Origin of the sequence: Methanovulcanius yangii (assembly GCF_018687785.1) — an archaeon.
GTDB classification, from domain to species: Archaea; Halobacteriota; Methanomicrobia; order Methanomicrobiales; family Methanomicrobiaceae; genus Methanovulcanius; species Methanovulcanius yangii.
Genome location: NZ_LTBL01000001.1, coordinates 972,849 through 988,147, shown reverse-complemented (window position 1 = coordinate 988,147; position 15,299 = coordinate 972,849). Strand labels below are relative to the sequence as shown.

The following is a 15,299-nucleotide window of genomic DNA, read 5'->3' as shown; positions in this document are numbered from 1 at the left end:
TCTTTTTTATAACGCCAAAGATTAATTTATAAAGAGCATCATTCTCGTATCATATCCCTTTGGCGGGGTTTTCGGGGTTTTCATGGAAGATATCGTTCTCATGGTACTGATTCTGGCATTCACCGGGGTGATCGCAGGAATCGGTGCAGGGCTCCTTGGAGTCGGGGGCGGCTTTATCATGGTCCCGGCGCAGTTCTGGGTCCTCACGGATTTTGCACACCTCGACCCGACCCTTGCGACCCGGGTTGCATTTGCGACGAGCCTTGCCGTCATCCTGCCCACCGCGTTATCGAGTTCATACTGCCATCACCGGAGCGGCGCGGTCGACTGGGGGAAGATACGCCTGATGGCGGTGCCCGGTTTTCTGATGGCCTTTGCAGGGGCCTATGTGGCCACCAATGTACACGGGGACGGTCTGCGCCTCATCTTCGGCGTCCTCCTCCTCGGTGCGGCGGTGCGGATGTTCTTTCGGAGTTCGGTGGCAAATCTGGAGGACATCCCGCACTCAGCACTGTATTATGTCGGCGGGGGGGCGCTCTTCGGGTTTCTCTCCGGTCTCCTTGGTATCGGCGGTGGGTACCTGATCGTGATCTTTCTTACCGCCTGCTGCGGGTTTACGATTCACCGTGCGGTTGCGACCTCGACGGGATTTCTCATCTTTGCAGCCCTCGGGGGCATCATCGCCTATACGATATACGGGTGGGGGGTGACCGGCATCCCCGGGCCATCTTTGGGGTACATCGATCTGCCGCAATGGGGTGTCCTTACGCTCACGAGTATTCCCGCCTCCTATCTGGGGGTTCATCTCTACCGGCTGACGTCCCCGAGACGAATGGAGTATCTCTTCGTGCTCCTCCTCTTCGCAAGCGCACTGAAGATGTTTGGGATATTCTAAGGCTTAGAGCAGCAGGAAGAAGACGAGGGCGATAAAAAGGACGATGATGAGAAGTGCGGCCCAGAGGTACGGGCGCCTGCGCCTGCGCATCTCGCTTAGTTCATGGCGATAGGCTCTCTGGAGGTCTTTATCTTCATCCTGATTCCCTCCTTCGAATTCCACGACCAGCGGTCCCGCATATCCGCAGTCCTTGCATCGGTATGTCCAGCCTCCGTACCCCCCGGCAACGGGGTAGATGTGCCGGCTGTTACAGCGTGGGCATCGAATCATATGATTTTCCCATTTGTGCCTTCCAGTGCATCAATATTCGCGATTCGGCCGGATGCCAGAATAGAGATCAGGGCATCCGCACCCTCACGTACCGCCGGGGAGAGGACGTCGCAGGTATCGACATCGCCGGGCTGAATTCCAATCAGGACAATCTCTCCGGCATCCGTGGCCAGAAAGTCGATAAGATGCGAGAGGGGGAGCATATGGGTGCCCACTCCGACATCTTCGATACTCTCCGGGGCGATTCTCCGCACAGCGCCGGGTGCAAGACTCATGGCTGCCGCATCGACGATTACGAGCAGGTCGGGGTGATGCTTTCGAACGATCCCGGTGAAGTTCTCCGGGGCTGTTGCGCAGTTGACGACAATCCATCCATCAGCATGGAAATGGTCGGCGACATAGCACCCCGCACCGTCGTCACCGCGGAGGCTGTTTCCCACCCCGAAGAGGATGTTCATGCACAAATATCGTCGATGATGCGTGTTAAGGAATTGCCCCCCGGCAGGTGGCAATGACAGGATGTTTTTGGGGGAGTCCCGCCAACATTTGGTATTGAAAGGAGATGTACGAGTGAACAGAATCAATACATTTGCAGGCCTTCTCTGCATCGCTCTTCTCTGCACCGCTCCTGTGGTGGGAGCGGAGCCCGTGTTCTCGGCGATTGAAGAGTATAACAACGCAGTCGACCTTGCCGTGGCGGGAGAATATGACGCGGCACTCGTTGCCGTCGATGCCACCATCGCCGCCGACCCGGACTTCACCCTTGCCCTTGCAACGAAGTCGGGAATCCTCTCGGCAATGGGTCGGTACGAGGAAGCGCTCGCGGTTGCGGACGCGACCGTCGCCTCCAATCCCGACATGGTCTATGGGTATGTAGCCCGGGCGGAGGCACTTATCAATCTTGACCGCAGTGAGGAGGCAATCGCAGCGGCAGAGGACGCACTCGATCGTGATCCTGAAAATCTCGAAGCCATGATCTTACTCGGGACGGCGTATGGCAACCTCGGCATGTACGAGGAGGAGCTCGCGGTCAGTGAGGATGCTCTTGCCTTATATCCTGATGACTCCCGCGCCCAAGCGAACCGGTTCTATGCAGAGTTCATGCTCTCCGGCGAGACACCGGAACCAACACCCGCTACACTCTCTCTTCTACCGGCGATGGTTGGGTTTGTAATTCTCGGCTTATCTTGGACAAGGAAGTAGTAACTTACTTGCTTATGGAAAGAGGGGACAAAATCTGTTTTATTTATAATATGAAAAATTCTAACAATGTTTCCCTTTATTTTAAACTTAAAGAGAAATATTATGCAGTTAGGGCATTTATATAACTAAATAATTTTATAAAGGTGAGCGGAAGTATCACATTTTTGGGACAATGTTTATTCTCTCACTAAATTGCAAATAATCCAATTTTTCAAATTTAAATGCCACGCCTATGAAATTTGAAGGAATTGTATCTAACAATGTATTAAATTCTCTTGAAATAATATTGTATTTATAGCGATAATTCGCAATATCCTTCTCAACCGCCGTTATGTTATTCATTAATAGAAGGACTGTTTCTGATGCTTTTAATTCCGGATAATTTTCCATTAGTGCAAATACATTTCCTAATAGCAATGACGAATTTTGCTCAAATTGCTGAATATTTTTTGAATTAATTGCTTTATTGAAAGAATTTGATCTCAGTTTTGTAACCTTAATTTGTGTATTTATCTCAAAATTATAATACGATTTCACAGAATTTATTAATTGTTCGAGTGTGTCTAAACGAAATTTCATTGCTACAGAGATTTGGTTTAACATCTCCTCAGAAATATTTTTAAGTCGAATAAATTTATTATAAGCAATTATTGCCCAATAAATTATGTAAATTATTAGAAGAGAAAAGAGTGTTGCCGCAAAACACCAAAGGATAATTGTCCAGTATGTAAAAATAAATAAAATAAATGCTGTAATAGTTATAATAACAAAATATAAAATGAATTTATAATATATATTTTGTCCTACTAACATGAATTGTCGTCCTAAGGTTGAATAATTTAATAAAAAGGAAATTAGTTTTTATCAAAAATACACACCTGAATTTCTTTAATCCATTCATCTACACCATTCGTAGAAAATTTGACCCTCCCCGTAGCACCACCATTTTTTTCGAATTCAACAACCAATTTTTTGGCTATCATTCCTTCTCCATTAACATTTCTAATTTGTGAAACCGAAATATCTAATGGGGTGAATGTTCTTTTTGAAATTAGACCGTCTGAATACTCAAATATGAACCTTTTATCAGTTAGATAAATTGTTCCAGTTTTTGTACCTGGAATTTTTACGCCGCCTCCCCCCTCATAAGTTGCTTTCCTCTCGAGAATTGTTATTTCATCAGGAGATATAATCGGCATAATTCTCACTTAGCTAATTTTACCCCACAAGTAGGGCAATAGGGGTCTTTGATGAGCATTCCTCTTTGAGGGGCGCATTCAGCACAATAGATTTTTTTACACGAGGGGCACTGGTACCCCCCGGGTTGGAACAGACCACCTATTTCTTTGCCACAAGATGCACAGAAACCTTTTGCCATAAAAGTGGGTTTGATCTTCTGTATAAAAAAATATCGATTTTTAACGAAATTATTGGGGAACTTTATTATAGTAAGTGTGATTTTTGCAACGTGTTGTGAGTAAAATATATATACTAGTTCGAAGCGCGCGTGACATGAGAACAAATGATTGTGCAAAAATTTGAGCCCTCTTTTCTAAATAGAAGCAACATCGTCACCAAATTAGAGAGGTATTGGAAGGAAAATATGTGGCGAAACGAATCAGCACAAAAAATAATCAAAATTTAAGTGCGCCGACCGGGACTCGAACCCGGGTTTAGGCGTTGGCAACGCCTAGTGATAACCACTACACTATCGGCGCCTGTCTGAAACAGTGCTCTACAATATTCACACTTCTGCAATATAATGGTTTTGAATTGGAAATCCGGGCCGTATTTCCTCCCTTTTAAATCGTTCGATTTTTCCCTTTCCCGGGCGGAATTCCGACCCTGTTTTGGGGAGATGGCGCGGATGGTGCATCGGTAAGCAAAATGCGGGATAGCAATGTTAATTGTTAAAAAAACCAATCCTGTTTGTATGATCCCCCTCGTGCATGACCTGCGTGGCCGCCGTGTCGTAATTGCAGGCGGAGGAGCGGTCGGTGCACGCAAAGCGGCATATTTTGAAGGAGAATGCGATGTGGTGGTTCTCAGCAGATCGTTCCACCCCTCACTGTCGGGGATGGATGTTGAGCGTGTGAATATTGATCTTGCCGCAGCCCCGGATGATCTGCTCGGCTCATATGTACGGGGAAGCGCCCTTGTCATTGCCGCGACTTCCGATGAGGGAGTAAACAACCGTCTTGTCGCCCTCTGCCGCAAAGAAGGGATATCCTGCAACAATGCCCATGGGGTGCCGGGGGATGTCATCATTCCTGCAATGGTGCGCGGCAAGGAGTATTGTATTGCAATAACCACGATGGGGAAGAGTCCCGCGGTATCACGGTATGTCAGGGAACGAATCGAGGAGGAGTTCTTCGATCTTGATGACATGATTGCCCTCCAGCATGCCCTGCGCGCTGACCTGAAGGGACGGGTTGCCGATCAGGAAGAGCGGGCAAGGATACTTACCGCGGTTCTCGAAGACCGCGAAATTCAGAGCGCCCTGGGGCAGGGAGTCCCCGGGGCAGTGGAACTGGCACTGAGGAAGTACTGCCCATGACCGGGGAATTATTCACGCAGGTGGCCTGCGCGGGAATCAACCATCACAGCGCGAAGATTGCGGATATCGAAGCCTTCAGGTTCGACGACGAGGTGCGTCTCCTTGAAGAAGCACGGGAATGGTTCCGCGGGGCGCTTGTTCTGCAGACCTGCAACCGGATTGAGCTGATGGTCGACGGCGATGCAGCAACCCTTGCGGCATTTCTCGAGACCCGGGGGCGGACAGGGTTCTGGACCCTCGAAGGCCGCAGCGCACTCATGCACATGCTCGAGCTTGCGGCGGGCATGGACTCCATGGTCGTCGGGGAAGACCAGATTCTCGGCCAGATGAAAGGAGCCCTCTCCCTCTCCCAGCAGACGGGTGCATGCAGTCCCATCGTCGACCTCTGTGTCACCAAGGCGGTGCATGTGGGAGTCGAGGTCCGCAAAAGGACAAATATCAACAAGGGGGCCGTATCCATCGGGTCGGCCGCCGTCGAACTTGCCGAGGAGTGCCTTGGCACACTGAACGGGAGGCATATCCTCGTCGTCGGCGGCGGTGAGATGGGGACGCTGGTGACCCAGGCGCTTGCGGCCCGCGACCTCACCGCCATCTATGTCACCAACCGGACATTCGAACGGGCCGTCTCGCTCGCGCGCAAGGTTGGCGGCAAGGCGGTCCGCATGGATGACCTCTACCGGTATGCACCGCTTGCGGATGTCATCATATCCTGCACCGCCGCTCCCCACCCCATCATCAAGAAGGATGCCGTCTGCCGTGCGATGGAGGAGAGAGTCTGGCCGCTGGACAACTCCCCCAAACCTCTCATCATCGTTGACATCGCGCAACCCCGCGACGTGGAGGAGGAGGTGGGCGACATCGACGGGGTTCATCTCTTTACCATCGATGACCTGAAGATGGTGAGTGAAAATAATATGAACAACAGGAAGATGGAGGCTGCCGAGGCAACCGCCTATCTGGATGCGGAACTGGAGCAGTTCATCTCCCTCTTCAACCGTACTGCTGCAAATGCTGTTCTCGCAGAACTCCATACCTGGGCGGAGGCCATCCGCGTGCGGGAACGGGATCGTGCCGCCGCACGTCTGAAAGGGGGGACGGCCGACCCGTCGGAGGTCCTGGACGACCTCTCCCGCGTTCTTGCAAAAAAGCTCCTCCTCGACGCCACCTATTCGGTCCGTTCAAGTGCAGAATGCGGCGAAATCGAGTATGCCCAGACCCTTGTCCGTGCCATCACAAAAGGAGAAAAAGTATGTTTCCCGAAAGACGCCTACGACGCCTGAGAACACGAGCCCTTCAGCCCCTCTTCAGGGAGACTGTGCTCACCAGGAACGATTTGATAGCCCCGATATTCGTGGACGAGACCATCAGCGCACCCGTGCCGATTACGTCCATGCCCGGCCAGTTCCGCCATTCCCTGGAGGATGTGGCGAACCATGTCCGTTCATTGTACGACCTTGGTATCCGGGCGGTGATTCTTTTTGGCATTCCCGCTGCAAAGGACGCCGAGGCGACCGAAGCGTGGAATCCCGACGGGATCATCCAGCGGACCGTCCGGACGCTGAAAAACGACTTTCCTGCGATGGTCATCATCACCGATGTCTGTGCCTGCGAGTACACGGACCACGGACACTGTGGGATCGTTGGGGACACCCCATGCGGGCCGGACCTCCTGAACGACCCCTCGCTGGAACTGATGGCACGCATCGCCCTCTCCCATGCGCAGGCGGGTGCAGACATGGTCGCCCCTTCCTGCATGCTGGACGGTATGGTGATGGCCATCCGCGAGGAGCTCGACTGCGGAGGGTATGAGGACATTCCTATTATGTCGTACTCCACGAAGTTTGCAAGCGCCCTCTACGGGCCGTTTCGTGATGCGGCAGACTCCGGATTTTCGTTCGGGGACCGCACGACCTATCAGATGTCTCCCGCCAACGCCCGGGAGGCTTATCTCGAATCGGAGACCGATGCAAAGGAGAGTGCCGACATCCTGATGGTCAAACCCGCGGGAATGTATCTGGATGTCATCGCAAACGTAGCCACCATCGGCCTGCCGGTCGCGGCCTATCAGGTGAGCGGCGAATATGCCATGATCAAGGCGGCAGCGGCCAACGGATGGATCGATGAGAAGGCGGTCGCAATGGAGAGTCTGATCTGCATCAAACGTGCAGGGGCCAACCTTATCATTACCTATTTTGCAGAGGATGCAGCGCGGTGGATGAACGATGAAGAGTGAAGTTTTTTTCAATGAAGCAAAGGGACTCATGCCCGGCGGCGTATCAAGCCCCGTCCGTGCCATCAGGCCGTACCCCTTTTATACGCGGTCGGCCCGCGGGTCCCGGTTGGTAACGGAAGACGATGCCGAACTGATTGACTGTTGTCTCGGATATGGCCCGATGATCATGGGACACGCCCACCAGGCGGTCCGGGAGGCAATCGAAGGGCAACTGGCGTCGGGCTGGCTCTACGGGACCCCTTCGGAGCGGGAACTGAAGCTTGCCCGGCGCATCATCGCGGATCACCCATCTGTTGATATGGTCCGCTTCGTCTCGAGCGGCTCGGAGGCAACCATGGCGGCCATTCGCCTTGCCCGTGGGTACACCGGCAAAAAGGACATCATCAAAATCGAAGGCGGATTCCACGGCGCTCACGACGGGGTGCTCATCAAGGCGGGTTCCGGTGCGACGACGATGGGAGTGCCGGACTCGGCAGGCGTCATAGAGGACGTCGTCGCCCACACGGCCCAGGTTCCGTATAACGATACCGAAGCCCTCAGCGCCCTCCTCGAGAAGAACGACGATATCGCCGCTTTCATCCTCGAACCGGTGCTGGGGAACATCGGCACCATCCTTCCGGAGAAGGACTACCTGAAGGAGGTCCGGGCCATCACGGAGGAGCATGATGTCCTCCTCATCTTCGATGAAGTGATCACCGGCTACCGCCTTGGTATCGGGGGTGCTCAGGTGAAGTACGACATCCGGCCTGACCTCACCACGCTGGGAAAGATCATCGGTGGCGGCCTTCCCATCGGCTGTTTCGCCGGCAGGCGGGAGATCATGGAGATGGTCGCCCCCGCAGGTCCGGTCTACCAGGCGGGGACCTTCTCCGGAAATCCCCTCTCGCTCGCGGCAGGTGCGGCAACTTTGGACTATCTTACCGGGCATAGGGAGGTCTATGATGCGATGGACGACAAGACCCGCGCCCTCGGGGAATCGCTTCCGGCACCATACCGTGACTCCTTTGTCCGGCTCGGCTCGATGTTCAAGCTCTACTTCCGCGATACCCCGCCGACCAATTACGTCGAGGCAAAGGAGAGTGATACGGCCCGTTTCGGCGCTTTCTGGAAGAAGATGCTTGCCGCAGGCGTATTCCTCCCTCCGTCGCAGTATGAGACGAACTTCATCTCCATAGCCCACTCGGACAGTGACATGGAGACAATTGCCGGAGCCTACACCACATGCCTCTGAAGGTCGGCACCCGTGGGTCACGACTTGCGATGGCCCAGACCGACACCGTCTGTATGATGCTCGAGGAACGGGGCATCACAACGGAGGTTGTCACAATCGGCACTGTCGGGGATGACAGGACAGGGGTCCCGATGCACAAGGTCGGCGGGCAGGGGATCTTTGTCCGTGCTCTGGACGATGCGATTCTCGACGGCAGAGTTGACTTTGCCGTCCATAGCATGAAGGACATCCCGGCAAAACGCCCGGAAGGGCTTTCGACCTGTGCCATCCTGAAGCGCGACTCGCCGGCGGATTTCCTCGTCCACACCTGTCCCCTCGAGGAGGTGAAGGTGGTGGGGACATCGAGCACCCGACGAAAGGCACAGCTCCTTCGCAGCAGTCTCGATGTCGAGGTGAAGGAGCTTCGGGGGAACGTGGATACCCGTCTTCGCAAGCTCGACGAAAGGCAGTACGATGCCATAGTTCTTGCCGAGGCGGGCATGCAGCGGCTGGGTATGGATCTTCCGGGGACACGGCTTCTCCCGCAGTGGTTTGTCCCCTCCCCGAACCAGGGGACGATTGCGGTCGTGGCGCGGGATGATCCCGACATCATCGAACCGATGCGCATGTTGGACGATCCGGTGACACGGCGGGACGTCGAGGTGGAACGGGCGGTGATGGAGGAGATTGGTGGCGGGTGTTTTACACCACAGGGCGTTTACTGCAGTGAAGGGTTCCTGATAGCAGAAGTCCTCTCGCTTGACGGGACACGCTGGGAACGGATAGAGGACAATGGTGATTCGGTCTTCGAAGGGCGGCTGATCGGGCAGAAACTCCGTTCGATTGCCTATGATCTGATCGAAGACGCACGACTGACACTGGGTGTGTAAATGACAGGAAAAGTATACCTGGTAGGTTCCGGCCCCGGCGGCCTGGGACTGATGGCGATGCGGGCACAAGAGGTGCTCGAGGCGGCGGATGTCATATTATTCGACCAGCTTCCCGGCGAGGAGGTCCTCTCATCCCTCCCGACAACAGCTGAGAAGATTGACGTCGGCAAGTACGGCAGCAGGCACACGCTGGAGCAGAATGAAATTGAAGACCTTATGGTGAAATATGCGAAGGAAGGCAAGCGTGTTGTCCGTCTCAAGGGAGGCGACTCGTTCCTCTTCGGCCGGGGCGGCGAAGAGATGGAGACGATGCGCGAGCACGGCATCCCGGTCGAGGTGGTCCCCGGCATTACGAGCGCCATTGCGGTGCCCGAATGTGTCGGCATCCCGGTGACCCACCGGAAGTGGGCAAGTCAGGTAACCATGCTGACCGGTCATGAAGATCCGACGAAGGAGGAGTCGGCCCTCAACTGGCGGTGGCTTGCAAAGTCTCCCGGAACGCTCGTCATTCTCATGGGGGTCAAAAACCTCCCGCAGATCACGGCCGCCCTGATGGACGGCGGGATGGATGCGGCAAAGCCGGTTGCGATCATCGAACGAGGCATGCGGGTGGACCAGCGCGTCACCCTTGGGACGCTTACCGACATAGCGGAAAAGGCCACTGCCGTGGGCGTGCGCCCGCCTGCGATCATCGTCATCGGCGAGGTCGTCACCCTCTATCGTGACGGTTCAGAGGGTGCCATGCATATTACTGAATAATCCACTTTTTTTCAGGGCAAATGCCGCCGCACCGAAGAGGGGCGAGAATCCTTCCATGGTACTGACAGTCACCGTTGGGAGTGTAAGGTAGCGGTCGGTTGCATCCAGCATCGGCCCCAGAAGCAGGTCGGCGTGTTCGCGGATGAGTGGACCGTCAAGGACGATATGTTCGGGTTCGAAGGCTGCTATCACGTTTGATAGCCCTCTCCCGTTGACGACCGCAAGGGCGTCCAGAAATCCCTCCAGTTCCTGGCTATCCCGCACAGCTTCGAAGACCGCCGGGGCTGATGAGGGATAATCATCTACAAACCGTCCGGGAAGGTGAGTGTCACACCATCTCCTGAAAAACGGGGGAATACCCGTCCCAGAGGCGTATGCCTCCCAGTGGCCCCGCCCCCCGCACCCACAGGGGAGGTGGAAGGTCGTATCCACACACATGTGGCCGACTTCTGCCGCATTTCCGTTGTTGCCGGTCATGGGGTGTCCCCCGGCAATCACTCCCGCGCCGATGCCGGTCGACATTGTGATATACACAAGGTCGGCCGCCTCCCTGAAGGGGCCGAACGACGTCTCACCAAGGGCTCCGGCGGTGCAGTCGTTCAGGAGGTACACCGGCAGCCCGACTGCCTCCTGGAGCGGGTCGGTGAGATCTATGCGGGCATACGGCATGTTTGGGCTCCCGACAATCGCCCCGAAACCAGAATTTAAGGGGCCTGCTGCGGCAATGCCTATGGCTGTTGCCGGAGAGTCCCTCCCCATTCCAAGAAGTTCCCCGACTGCCGTCACCACCGACCGGGTGATCTCCTCTGCTGACCGGCAGGTTGTGCAAAGGTTCTGCCTTTTTAGGTCATGGAGGGTCCCGGATGCCGAAATCCTTGCAGTGCGCAGATGAGTTGCGCCGATATCGACTGCGATCACATCATAAGCACGCGTCTTCTCATTCATCGTTCTCTCTCGTATGGGGGATATTTATTGTTTGTAGATATTTGACCGTCCTTTTTTATCGTTTCCCGTTCATGATGGTATGAACATCCATGCGCAGCGATGAGGTAAAAAAGGGGTATACCCGGGCTCCGAACCGTTCACTCCTGAGGGCACTCGGAGTGACTGACCGGGAGATGGATCTGCCGTTCATTGGCATAGCAAATTCCTGGAATACTGTTGTTCCGGGGCACACACACCTCCGCCAGCTTGCCGAGCGTGTTCGCGAGGGGATTTCAGCCGGCGGAGGCGTTCCCTTCGAATTCAATACCATAGGTATCTGTGATGGCATTGCAATGGGTCATGAGGGTATGCGCTACTCGCTTCCCTCCCGCGAGACCATCGCCGACTCGGTTGAACTTATGGTGCAGGCCCACCGCTTCGACGGGCTTGTCTGCCTCTGCACCTGCGACAAGATCGTCCCGGGTATGCTGATGGCGGCAGCCCGGTGCAATATCCCTACAATCGTGGTCACCGGCGGCCCGATGCTCTCCGGGCACTGCGGCGGAAAGGACCTCTCCCTCATCGATGTCTTTGAAGGGGTCGGGAAGGTGTCCGCGGGCGTCATGAGCGATGAGGAACTTCGCGAGCTCGAAAAGTGCGCAATGCCGGGATGCGGGAGCTGCCAGGGTCTCTACACCGCAAATACCATGGCCTGCATGACCGAGGCACTCGGAATGTCGCTTCCCCGGTGTGCGGCAATTCCAGCCGTGCATGCGGAAAAACTTGCCATTGCCCGGGAGAGCGGAGAGCGGGTGGTCTCCCTGGTACGGGACGGTGTACGGCCACGTGATATCATCACCCGGGCGAGCATGCGCAATGCAGTGCGCGTGGACATGGCACTTGGCGGGTCCACCAATACCGTCCTTCACCTGATGGCCATCGCCGAAGAGGCGTCGGTACCTTTGACACTCGGGGACTTCAATGAGATCGGGGATGCCGTGCCCCATATCTGCCACATGCAGCCCGGCGGCCCGCACTCGATGGAGACGCTCTATTATGCGGGTGGCATCCCGGCAGTCTTCCACCGTCTCCTTCCCCACCTTGAGAATGCCCCGACCACCTCTGGAAAGGATGTCCGCGATATTGCCGGGTCGGTGTCCGTAATTGACGCCTCCGTCATCCGGCCGCTGGAGGATCCGGTGCATACGGCGGGCGGTCTAAAAATTCTGAAAGGGAGTCTGGCCCCTTCAGGGAGCGTCATAAAGGCGGGGGCCGTGAGTGACACCATGTGGACACATATCGGTCCTGCACGGGTCTTTGATTCTGAAAAGAGTGCCATGGATGCGATCCTCTCTGACCGCATCCGGGAAGGGGATGTCATCGTCATCCGGTATGAAGGACCTGCAGGTGCCCCGGGCATGCCGGAGATGCTCTCCCCCACCTCCGCCATCATGGGAAGGGGGATGACCCGCGTTGCGTTGATCACCGACGGGAGGTTCTCAGGCGGGACACGGGGCCCATGCATTGGGCATGTTGCGCCGGAGGCTGCCGTGGGCGGACCGATTGCACTCGTCGAGGAAGGGGATCAGATATCCATCGACCTGAACGCACAACGTCTGGACCTTCTCGTCGGCGGGGAAGAACTGGAACGGAGGCGGGCAGCGTGGCAGGCCCCCGGGAGATCGCTTGAAGGGGTCCTCCTCCGGTACTCGAGAATGGTGGACCAGGCGGACCGCGGCGCGGTCATGAAAAAATAAATTTTTTCAAGCTGTTCCCAGTCATGAAAAAATAAATTTCCAGCTGTTGCCAGTCATGAAAAAATAAATTTCCAGCTGGTACGAGTCATGAAAAAATAAATCATCAAGTGTTCAGGTCCAAAGAAATATTGTTTTTCTGACGGAATCCGGGTTATATGAATTACTTTTATTACGGCAGTCTCCTGTCGTAATGAAACCCACTGTTCCGACCGGCTCCCGCTGGGAAATAGTTCTTCTCTGCCTTCTATGTCCGTAAGCTCTCTATTCGTCAAAACCTGCTCTTATACAAAAAATGAAATTTTCCCGAAAATCCTCATGGGGCGGCCCTGATCTCCGCTCCCCTGTTCTGTGCCCGGGTAAGAATGACCCGTCCTCCGCCCGTCTTCGCCATGACGTCTTCGGCACATCTTCCTGCGTCCTGCATCCCGTTGTCACCGATTGCATACACCGTCGGACCAAAGGAGCTCAGTCCGACCCCTGCAGCTTCAGTAGTCCGGAGCGCTGCGATGAGGTCCTGAATGAGGGGCGGCTGGAGGCGGTGTTCGACCTGCTTGAACCCGTATTCCTGGATTGTGTTCACGGCGCATCCGAAGAGATCGAGATCCTTTTCAATGATAGCCGGGAGCATCTGCATGAGAACCGTATGACAAAGCGCCCGGACGTCGCCGATGGGAACCGGGCAGTGCGTCCGAAAGATGTCCGATTCGGTTTTTCCACTTGCGCCCTCGGGTATGTCCGGGATGGCCAGGAGAATCTGCCAGTCTTCGGGGAAAGGGTGCCTGAAGAGCACCGGTGCCGGTTTTATCCCTGATGAGGCAGATGATGGCCTGAACTCGGACTTATCCCCCAGAGGGCCGAAGCTATGCCCCCCGTCGATGATGAATCCCCCCGCCTCAAATGCCGCGGTTCCGATCCCCGATGTTCCTCCCCTCCCGGTGAGTGCCGCGATCTCCCGGACGGTGATCGTGCCGGGTCGAAACAGCCCATAGAGTGCACGGGCCGTGGCGAGATCGAGCTGGGTGCCGCTTCCCAGACCGATATGGCCGGAATAGCTGTGGTGGAGCATGATATCAGCACCTTCACTGACGCCCAGCCTGGCAAGAATTATCTCAGCCGTCCGTTTAACCCGTTCCGCATTCTTTGTGTTCTGTTCATCCGACCACACCCGTAGTTCACTGCCTCTTTTCGCCTCGATGACGATGGCCGGGTCTTCGATGGCGAGGCCGATCCCTCCGTCGACCCTTCCTGCGCTCCCGTTCATGTCGATGAGCCCCATGTGAATCCGTGACGGAGTCTCTACGATCACCCGGCTTTCATCGGTAAAGTTACTGTAGGGAAAGGTCTCCCGTATGGCAATGAGCGGTTTTCCTCCGGTGATGATATGGTATTTGCGTGAGAGGAGTGGTTCATGGCGGAATATTCCAAGGATGCCGCTGATGGCTGGATCAGCCCTGCACGCTCGTACCTCCTTCAGTTCACGGCGTGCCTCGAGATGATGCTTCTGCATGATCCTCCCAATGGGAATGTCGGCCTGCATGAGGTCATCGCGAAACGAAGGGTCCAGACGGGAAAGCGGGGTGTCGGACACGGCATACAGGAGTGCCTTCCCCGTCTCCCGATCATTGAGCGTGATAATTCGGTGGTTGATCTGCTCTCCTGTGCGGATACCAAGCGATGACGCAACACGTTCATCCGCAGGCACAACCTCCTGGAAGAGTGTGTTTACCGTCACCTCACATCCAAGGGCATTTTCAAGTAGAGTCGTCACCGACCCGTCCGTGCCGAGAAGGATCTTCTGCATGGGCGAGAGGGTTCCGACCTGTGATTCCAGTTCCCTGAGTTTACTCGTGATTTTGAATGATGCCATAAGTCCTCATTTCCGGCCTACCCGGAGATGGATGTAGCCGATGTATGGGATCTGATTCTTGTTATGATCCCGGGATTCCATGTTTTGTCCTCCCGAATATCCAAATCTTCCTCTTGCTCAACATGCCTTCATACTTTTGATCCTGCCGGGGACGGTATCTGCTGGAAAATCCTGCCGGGCCATCTGTCTCTTGGAGTCGACACCGCTGAATCCTGCATGTTCGAACAAGGTGTCAGAAGAACATGAACATGGCAATGAGCCAGCTATAGGTAAAAAATAGAAGATGCAGGCCTGCCGCAGAAACGATTCAGTCCAGTTCGGCATTGAGCGCTTCACGGATCAGGGGCAGTGAGATCCGGCCGATGGGAGCGAGTTTCCCGTTGATGAGAATGATGGGGAGCGGCGGCTGGTGTTCTTCAACGATATCCATAATATAATTGGGAACCTCATCATCGAGCCAGGTCAGTTTCATCTCGACCCGGTCACCATATTCCTTTGCAATCTCCGTCTGCAGGGCAGAGTATGCCTTCTCAAGGTTCTCACTCGGTGCGCACCGTTCCAGTTCACAGGTCCGGGTGTCATCGCATGGAAACGGACCGCAGGGGCTGTCGGTGAACCCGACAATCTCCATCAGGACATGATCTGTCATTGCATAATGGTTGACGCAGGGAATATTAGGAAATGTCGAAATGGACAATTCAGTCCGATCGGATGATCCTTCAACGTCCCCTGAA

General features: G+C 55.1%; 16 protein-coding genes and 1 tRNA gene. 9 read left to right on the top strand and 8 right to left on the bottom strand.

Annotation, left to right across the window (positions count from 1 at the left end):
* The first annotated feature begins 82 nt into the window (after nt 1-82).
* On the top strand, nt 83-895 hold the full coding sequence (locus AZH53_RS04905) for a sulfite exporter TauE/SafE family protein (protein WP_319642416.1): 813 nt from the start codon (nt 83-85) through the stop codon (nt 893-895).
* A gap of 3 nt (nt 896-898) precedes the next feature.
* Here AZH53_RS04905 and AZH53_RS04900 read toward each other — a convergent pair whose 3' ends face one another.
* Both AZH53_RS04900 and hycI read right to left on the bottom strand, forming a co-directional pair.
* A complete protein-coding gene (locus AZH53_RS04900) occupies nt 899-1,165 on the bottom strand; it encodes a hypothetical protein (protein WP_319642415.1) in 267 nt (88 codons plus the stop codon).
* Nucleotides 1,162-1,623, bottom strand: a complete 462-nt coding sequence (hycI, locus tag AZH53_RS04895) for a hydrogenase maturation peptidase HycI (protein ID WP_319642414.1) — start codon at nt 1,621-1,623, stop codon at nt 1,162-1,164. The genes AZH53_RS04900 and hycI overlap by 4 nt, the downstream gene beginning before the upstream one ends.
* A 112-nt stretch (nt 1,624-1,735) precedes the next feature.
* Between hycI and AZH53_RS04890 the strand changes: the two genes are divergently transcribed.
* Nucleotides 1,736-2,368 (top strand): tetratricopeptide repeat protein, encoded by a 633-nt coding sequence (locus tag AZH53_RS04890; RefSeq protein WP_319642413.1) that lies wholly within the window; start codon nt 1,736-1,738, stop codon nt 2,366-2,368.
* Nucleotides 2,369-2,524: 156 nt separating this feature from the next.
* On the opposite strand, the gene AZH53_RS04885 is transcribed toward AZH53_RS04890, so the two are convergent.
* The 3 genes from AZH53_RS04885 to AZH53_RS04875 all read right to left on the bottom strand — a co-directional run bounded on the left by AZH53_RS04885 (nt 2,525) and on the right by AZH53_RS04875 (nt 4,086).
* Nucleotides 2,525-3,181 carry a LemA family protein gene (locus tag AZH53_RS04885; RefSeq protein ID WP_319642412.1) on the bottom strand — a complete coding sequence of 219 codons (657 nt, stop codon included), beginning with the start codon at nt 3,179-3,181 and terminating at the stop codon, nt 2,525-2,527.
* A 41-nt stretch (nt 3,182-3,222) separates the two neighbouring features.
* On the bottom strand, nt 3,223-3,567 hold the full coding sequence (locus tag AZH53_RS04880; RefSeq protein ID WP_319642411.1) for a hypothetical protein: 345 nt from the start codon (nt 3,565-3,567) through the stop codon (nt 3,223-3,225).
* A 447-nt stretch (nt 3,568-4,014) separates the two neighbouring features.
* Nucleotides 4,015-4,086 (bottom strand) — tRNA-Gly (locus AZH53_RS04875).
* 215 nt (nt 4,087-4,301) lie between these two features.
* Between AZH53_RS04875 and AZH53_RS04870 the strand changes: the two genes are divergently transcribed.
* The 6 genes from AZH53_RS04870 to cobA are packed head-to-tail and all read left to right on the top strand — an operon-like array spanning nt 4,302 to nt 10,017.
* The gene (locus AZH53_RS04870; RefSeq protein WP_319642410.1) at nt 4,302-4,925 is read left to right on the top strand and encodes a precorrin-2 dehydrogenase/sirohydrochlorin ferrochelatase family protein; all 624 of its coding nucleotides are present in this window, start codon (nt 4,302-4,304) and stop codon (nt 4,923-4,925) included.
* Nucleotides 4,922-6,205, top strand: coding sequence for a glutamyl-tRNA reductase (gene hemA, locus AZH53_RS04865; protein ID WP_319642409.1), 1,284 nt, complete (start codon nt 4,922-4,924; stop codon nt 6,203-6,205). The genes AZH53_RS04870 and hemA overlap by 4 nt, the downstream gene beginning before the upstream one ends.
* The gene (gene hemB, locus AZH53_RS04860; RefSeq protein WP_319642408.1) at nt 6,175-7,158 is read left to right on the top strand and encodes a porphobilinogen synthase; all 984 of its coding nucleotides are present in this window, start codon (nt 6,175-6,177) and stop codon (nt 7,156-7,158) included. The genes hemA and hemB overlap by 31 nt, the downstream gene beginning before the upstream one ends.
* Nucleotides 7,148-8,389: a glutamate-1-semialdehyde 2,1-aminomutase gene (gene hemL / locus AZH53_RS04855; RefSeq protein WP_319642407.1), complete on the top strand. Its 1,242-nt coding sequence runs from the start codon at nt 7,148-7,150 to the stop codon at nt 8,387-8,389. Before hemB ends, hemL begins: the two co-directional genes overlap by 11 nt.
* Nucleotides 8,380-9,258 carry a hydroxymethylbilane synthase gene (gene hemC, locus AZH53_RS04850; RefSeq protein ID WP_319642406.1) on the top strand — a complete coding sequence of 293 codons (879 nt, stop codon included), beginning with the start codon at nt 8,380-8,382 and terminating at the stop codon, nt 9,256-9,258. Before hemL ends, hemC begins: the two co-directional genes overlap by 10 nt.
* A complete protein-coding gene (gene cobA / locus AZH53_RS04845) occupies nt 9,259-10,017 on the top strand; it encodes a uroporphyrinogen-III C-methyltransferase (RefSeq protein WP_319642405.1) in 759 nt (252 codons plus the stop codon).
* On the opposite strand, the gene AZH53_RS04840 is transcribed toward cobA, so the two are convergent.
* Nucleotides 9,988-10,962 (bottom strand): ROK family protein, encoded by a 975-nt coding sequence (locus tag AZH53_RS04840; RefSeq protein ID WP_319642404.1) that lies wholly within the window; start codon nt 10,960-10,962, stop codon nt 9,988-9,990. The genes cobA and AZH53_RS04840 overlap by 30 nt on opposite strands.
* 89 nt (nt 10,963-11,051) lie before the next feature.
* Between AZH53_RS04840 and ilvD the strand changes: the two genes are divergently transcribed.
* Nucleotides 11,052-12,698, top strand: coding sequence for a dihydroxy-acid dehydratase (gene ilvD / locus AZH53_RS04835; RefSeq protein ID WP_319642403.1), 1,647 nt, complete (start codon nt 11,052-11,054; stop codon nt 12,696-12,698).
* Between the two features lie 313 nt (nt 12,699-13,011).
* Here ilvD and AZH53_RS04830 read toward each other — a convergent pair whose 3' ends face one another.
* Nucleotides 13,012-14,565, bottom strand: coding sequence for a beta-ribofuranosylaminobenzene 5'-phosphate synthase (locus tag AZH53_RS04830; protein ID WP_319642402.1), 1,554 nt, complete (start codon nt 14,563-14,565; stop codon nt 13,012-13,014).
* 307 nt (nt 14,566-14,872) lie between these two features.
* Entirely contained in the window at nt 14,873-15,214 is a 342-nt protein-coding gene (locus AZH53_RS04825; RefSeq protein ID WP_319642401.1) for a hypothetical protein, read from the bottom strand.
* Between the last annotated feature and the right edge of the window lie 85 nt (nt 15,215-15,299).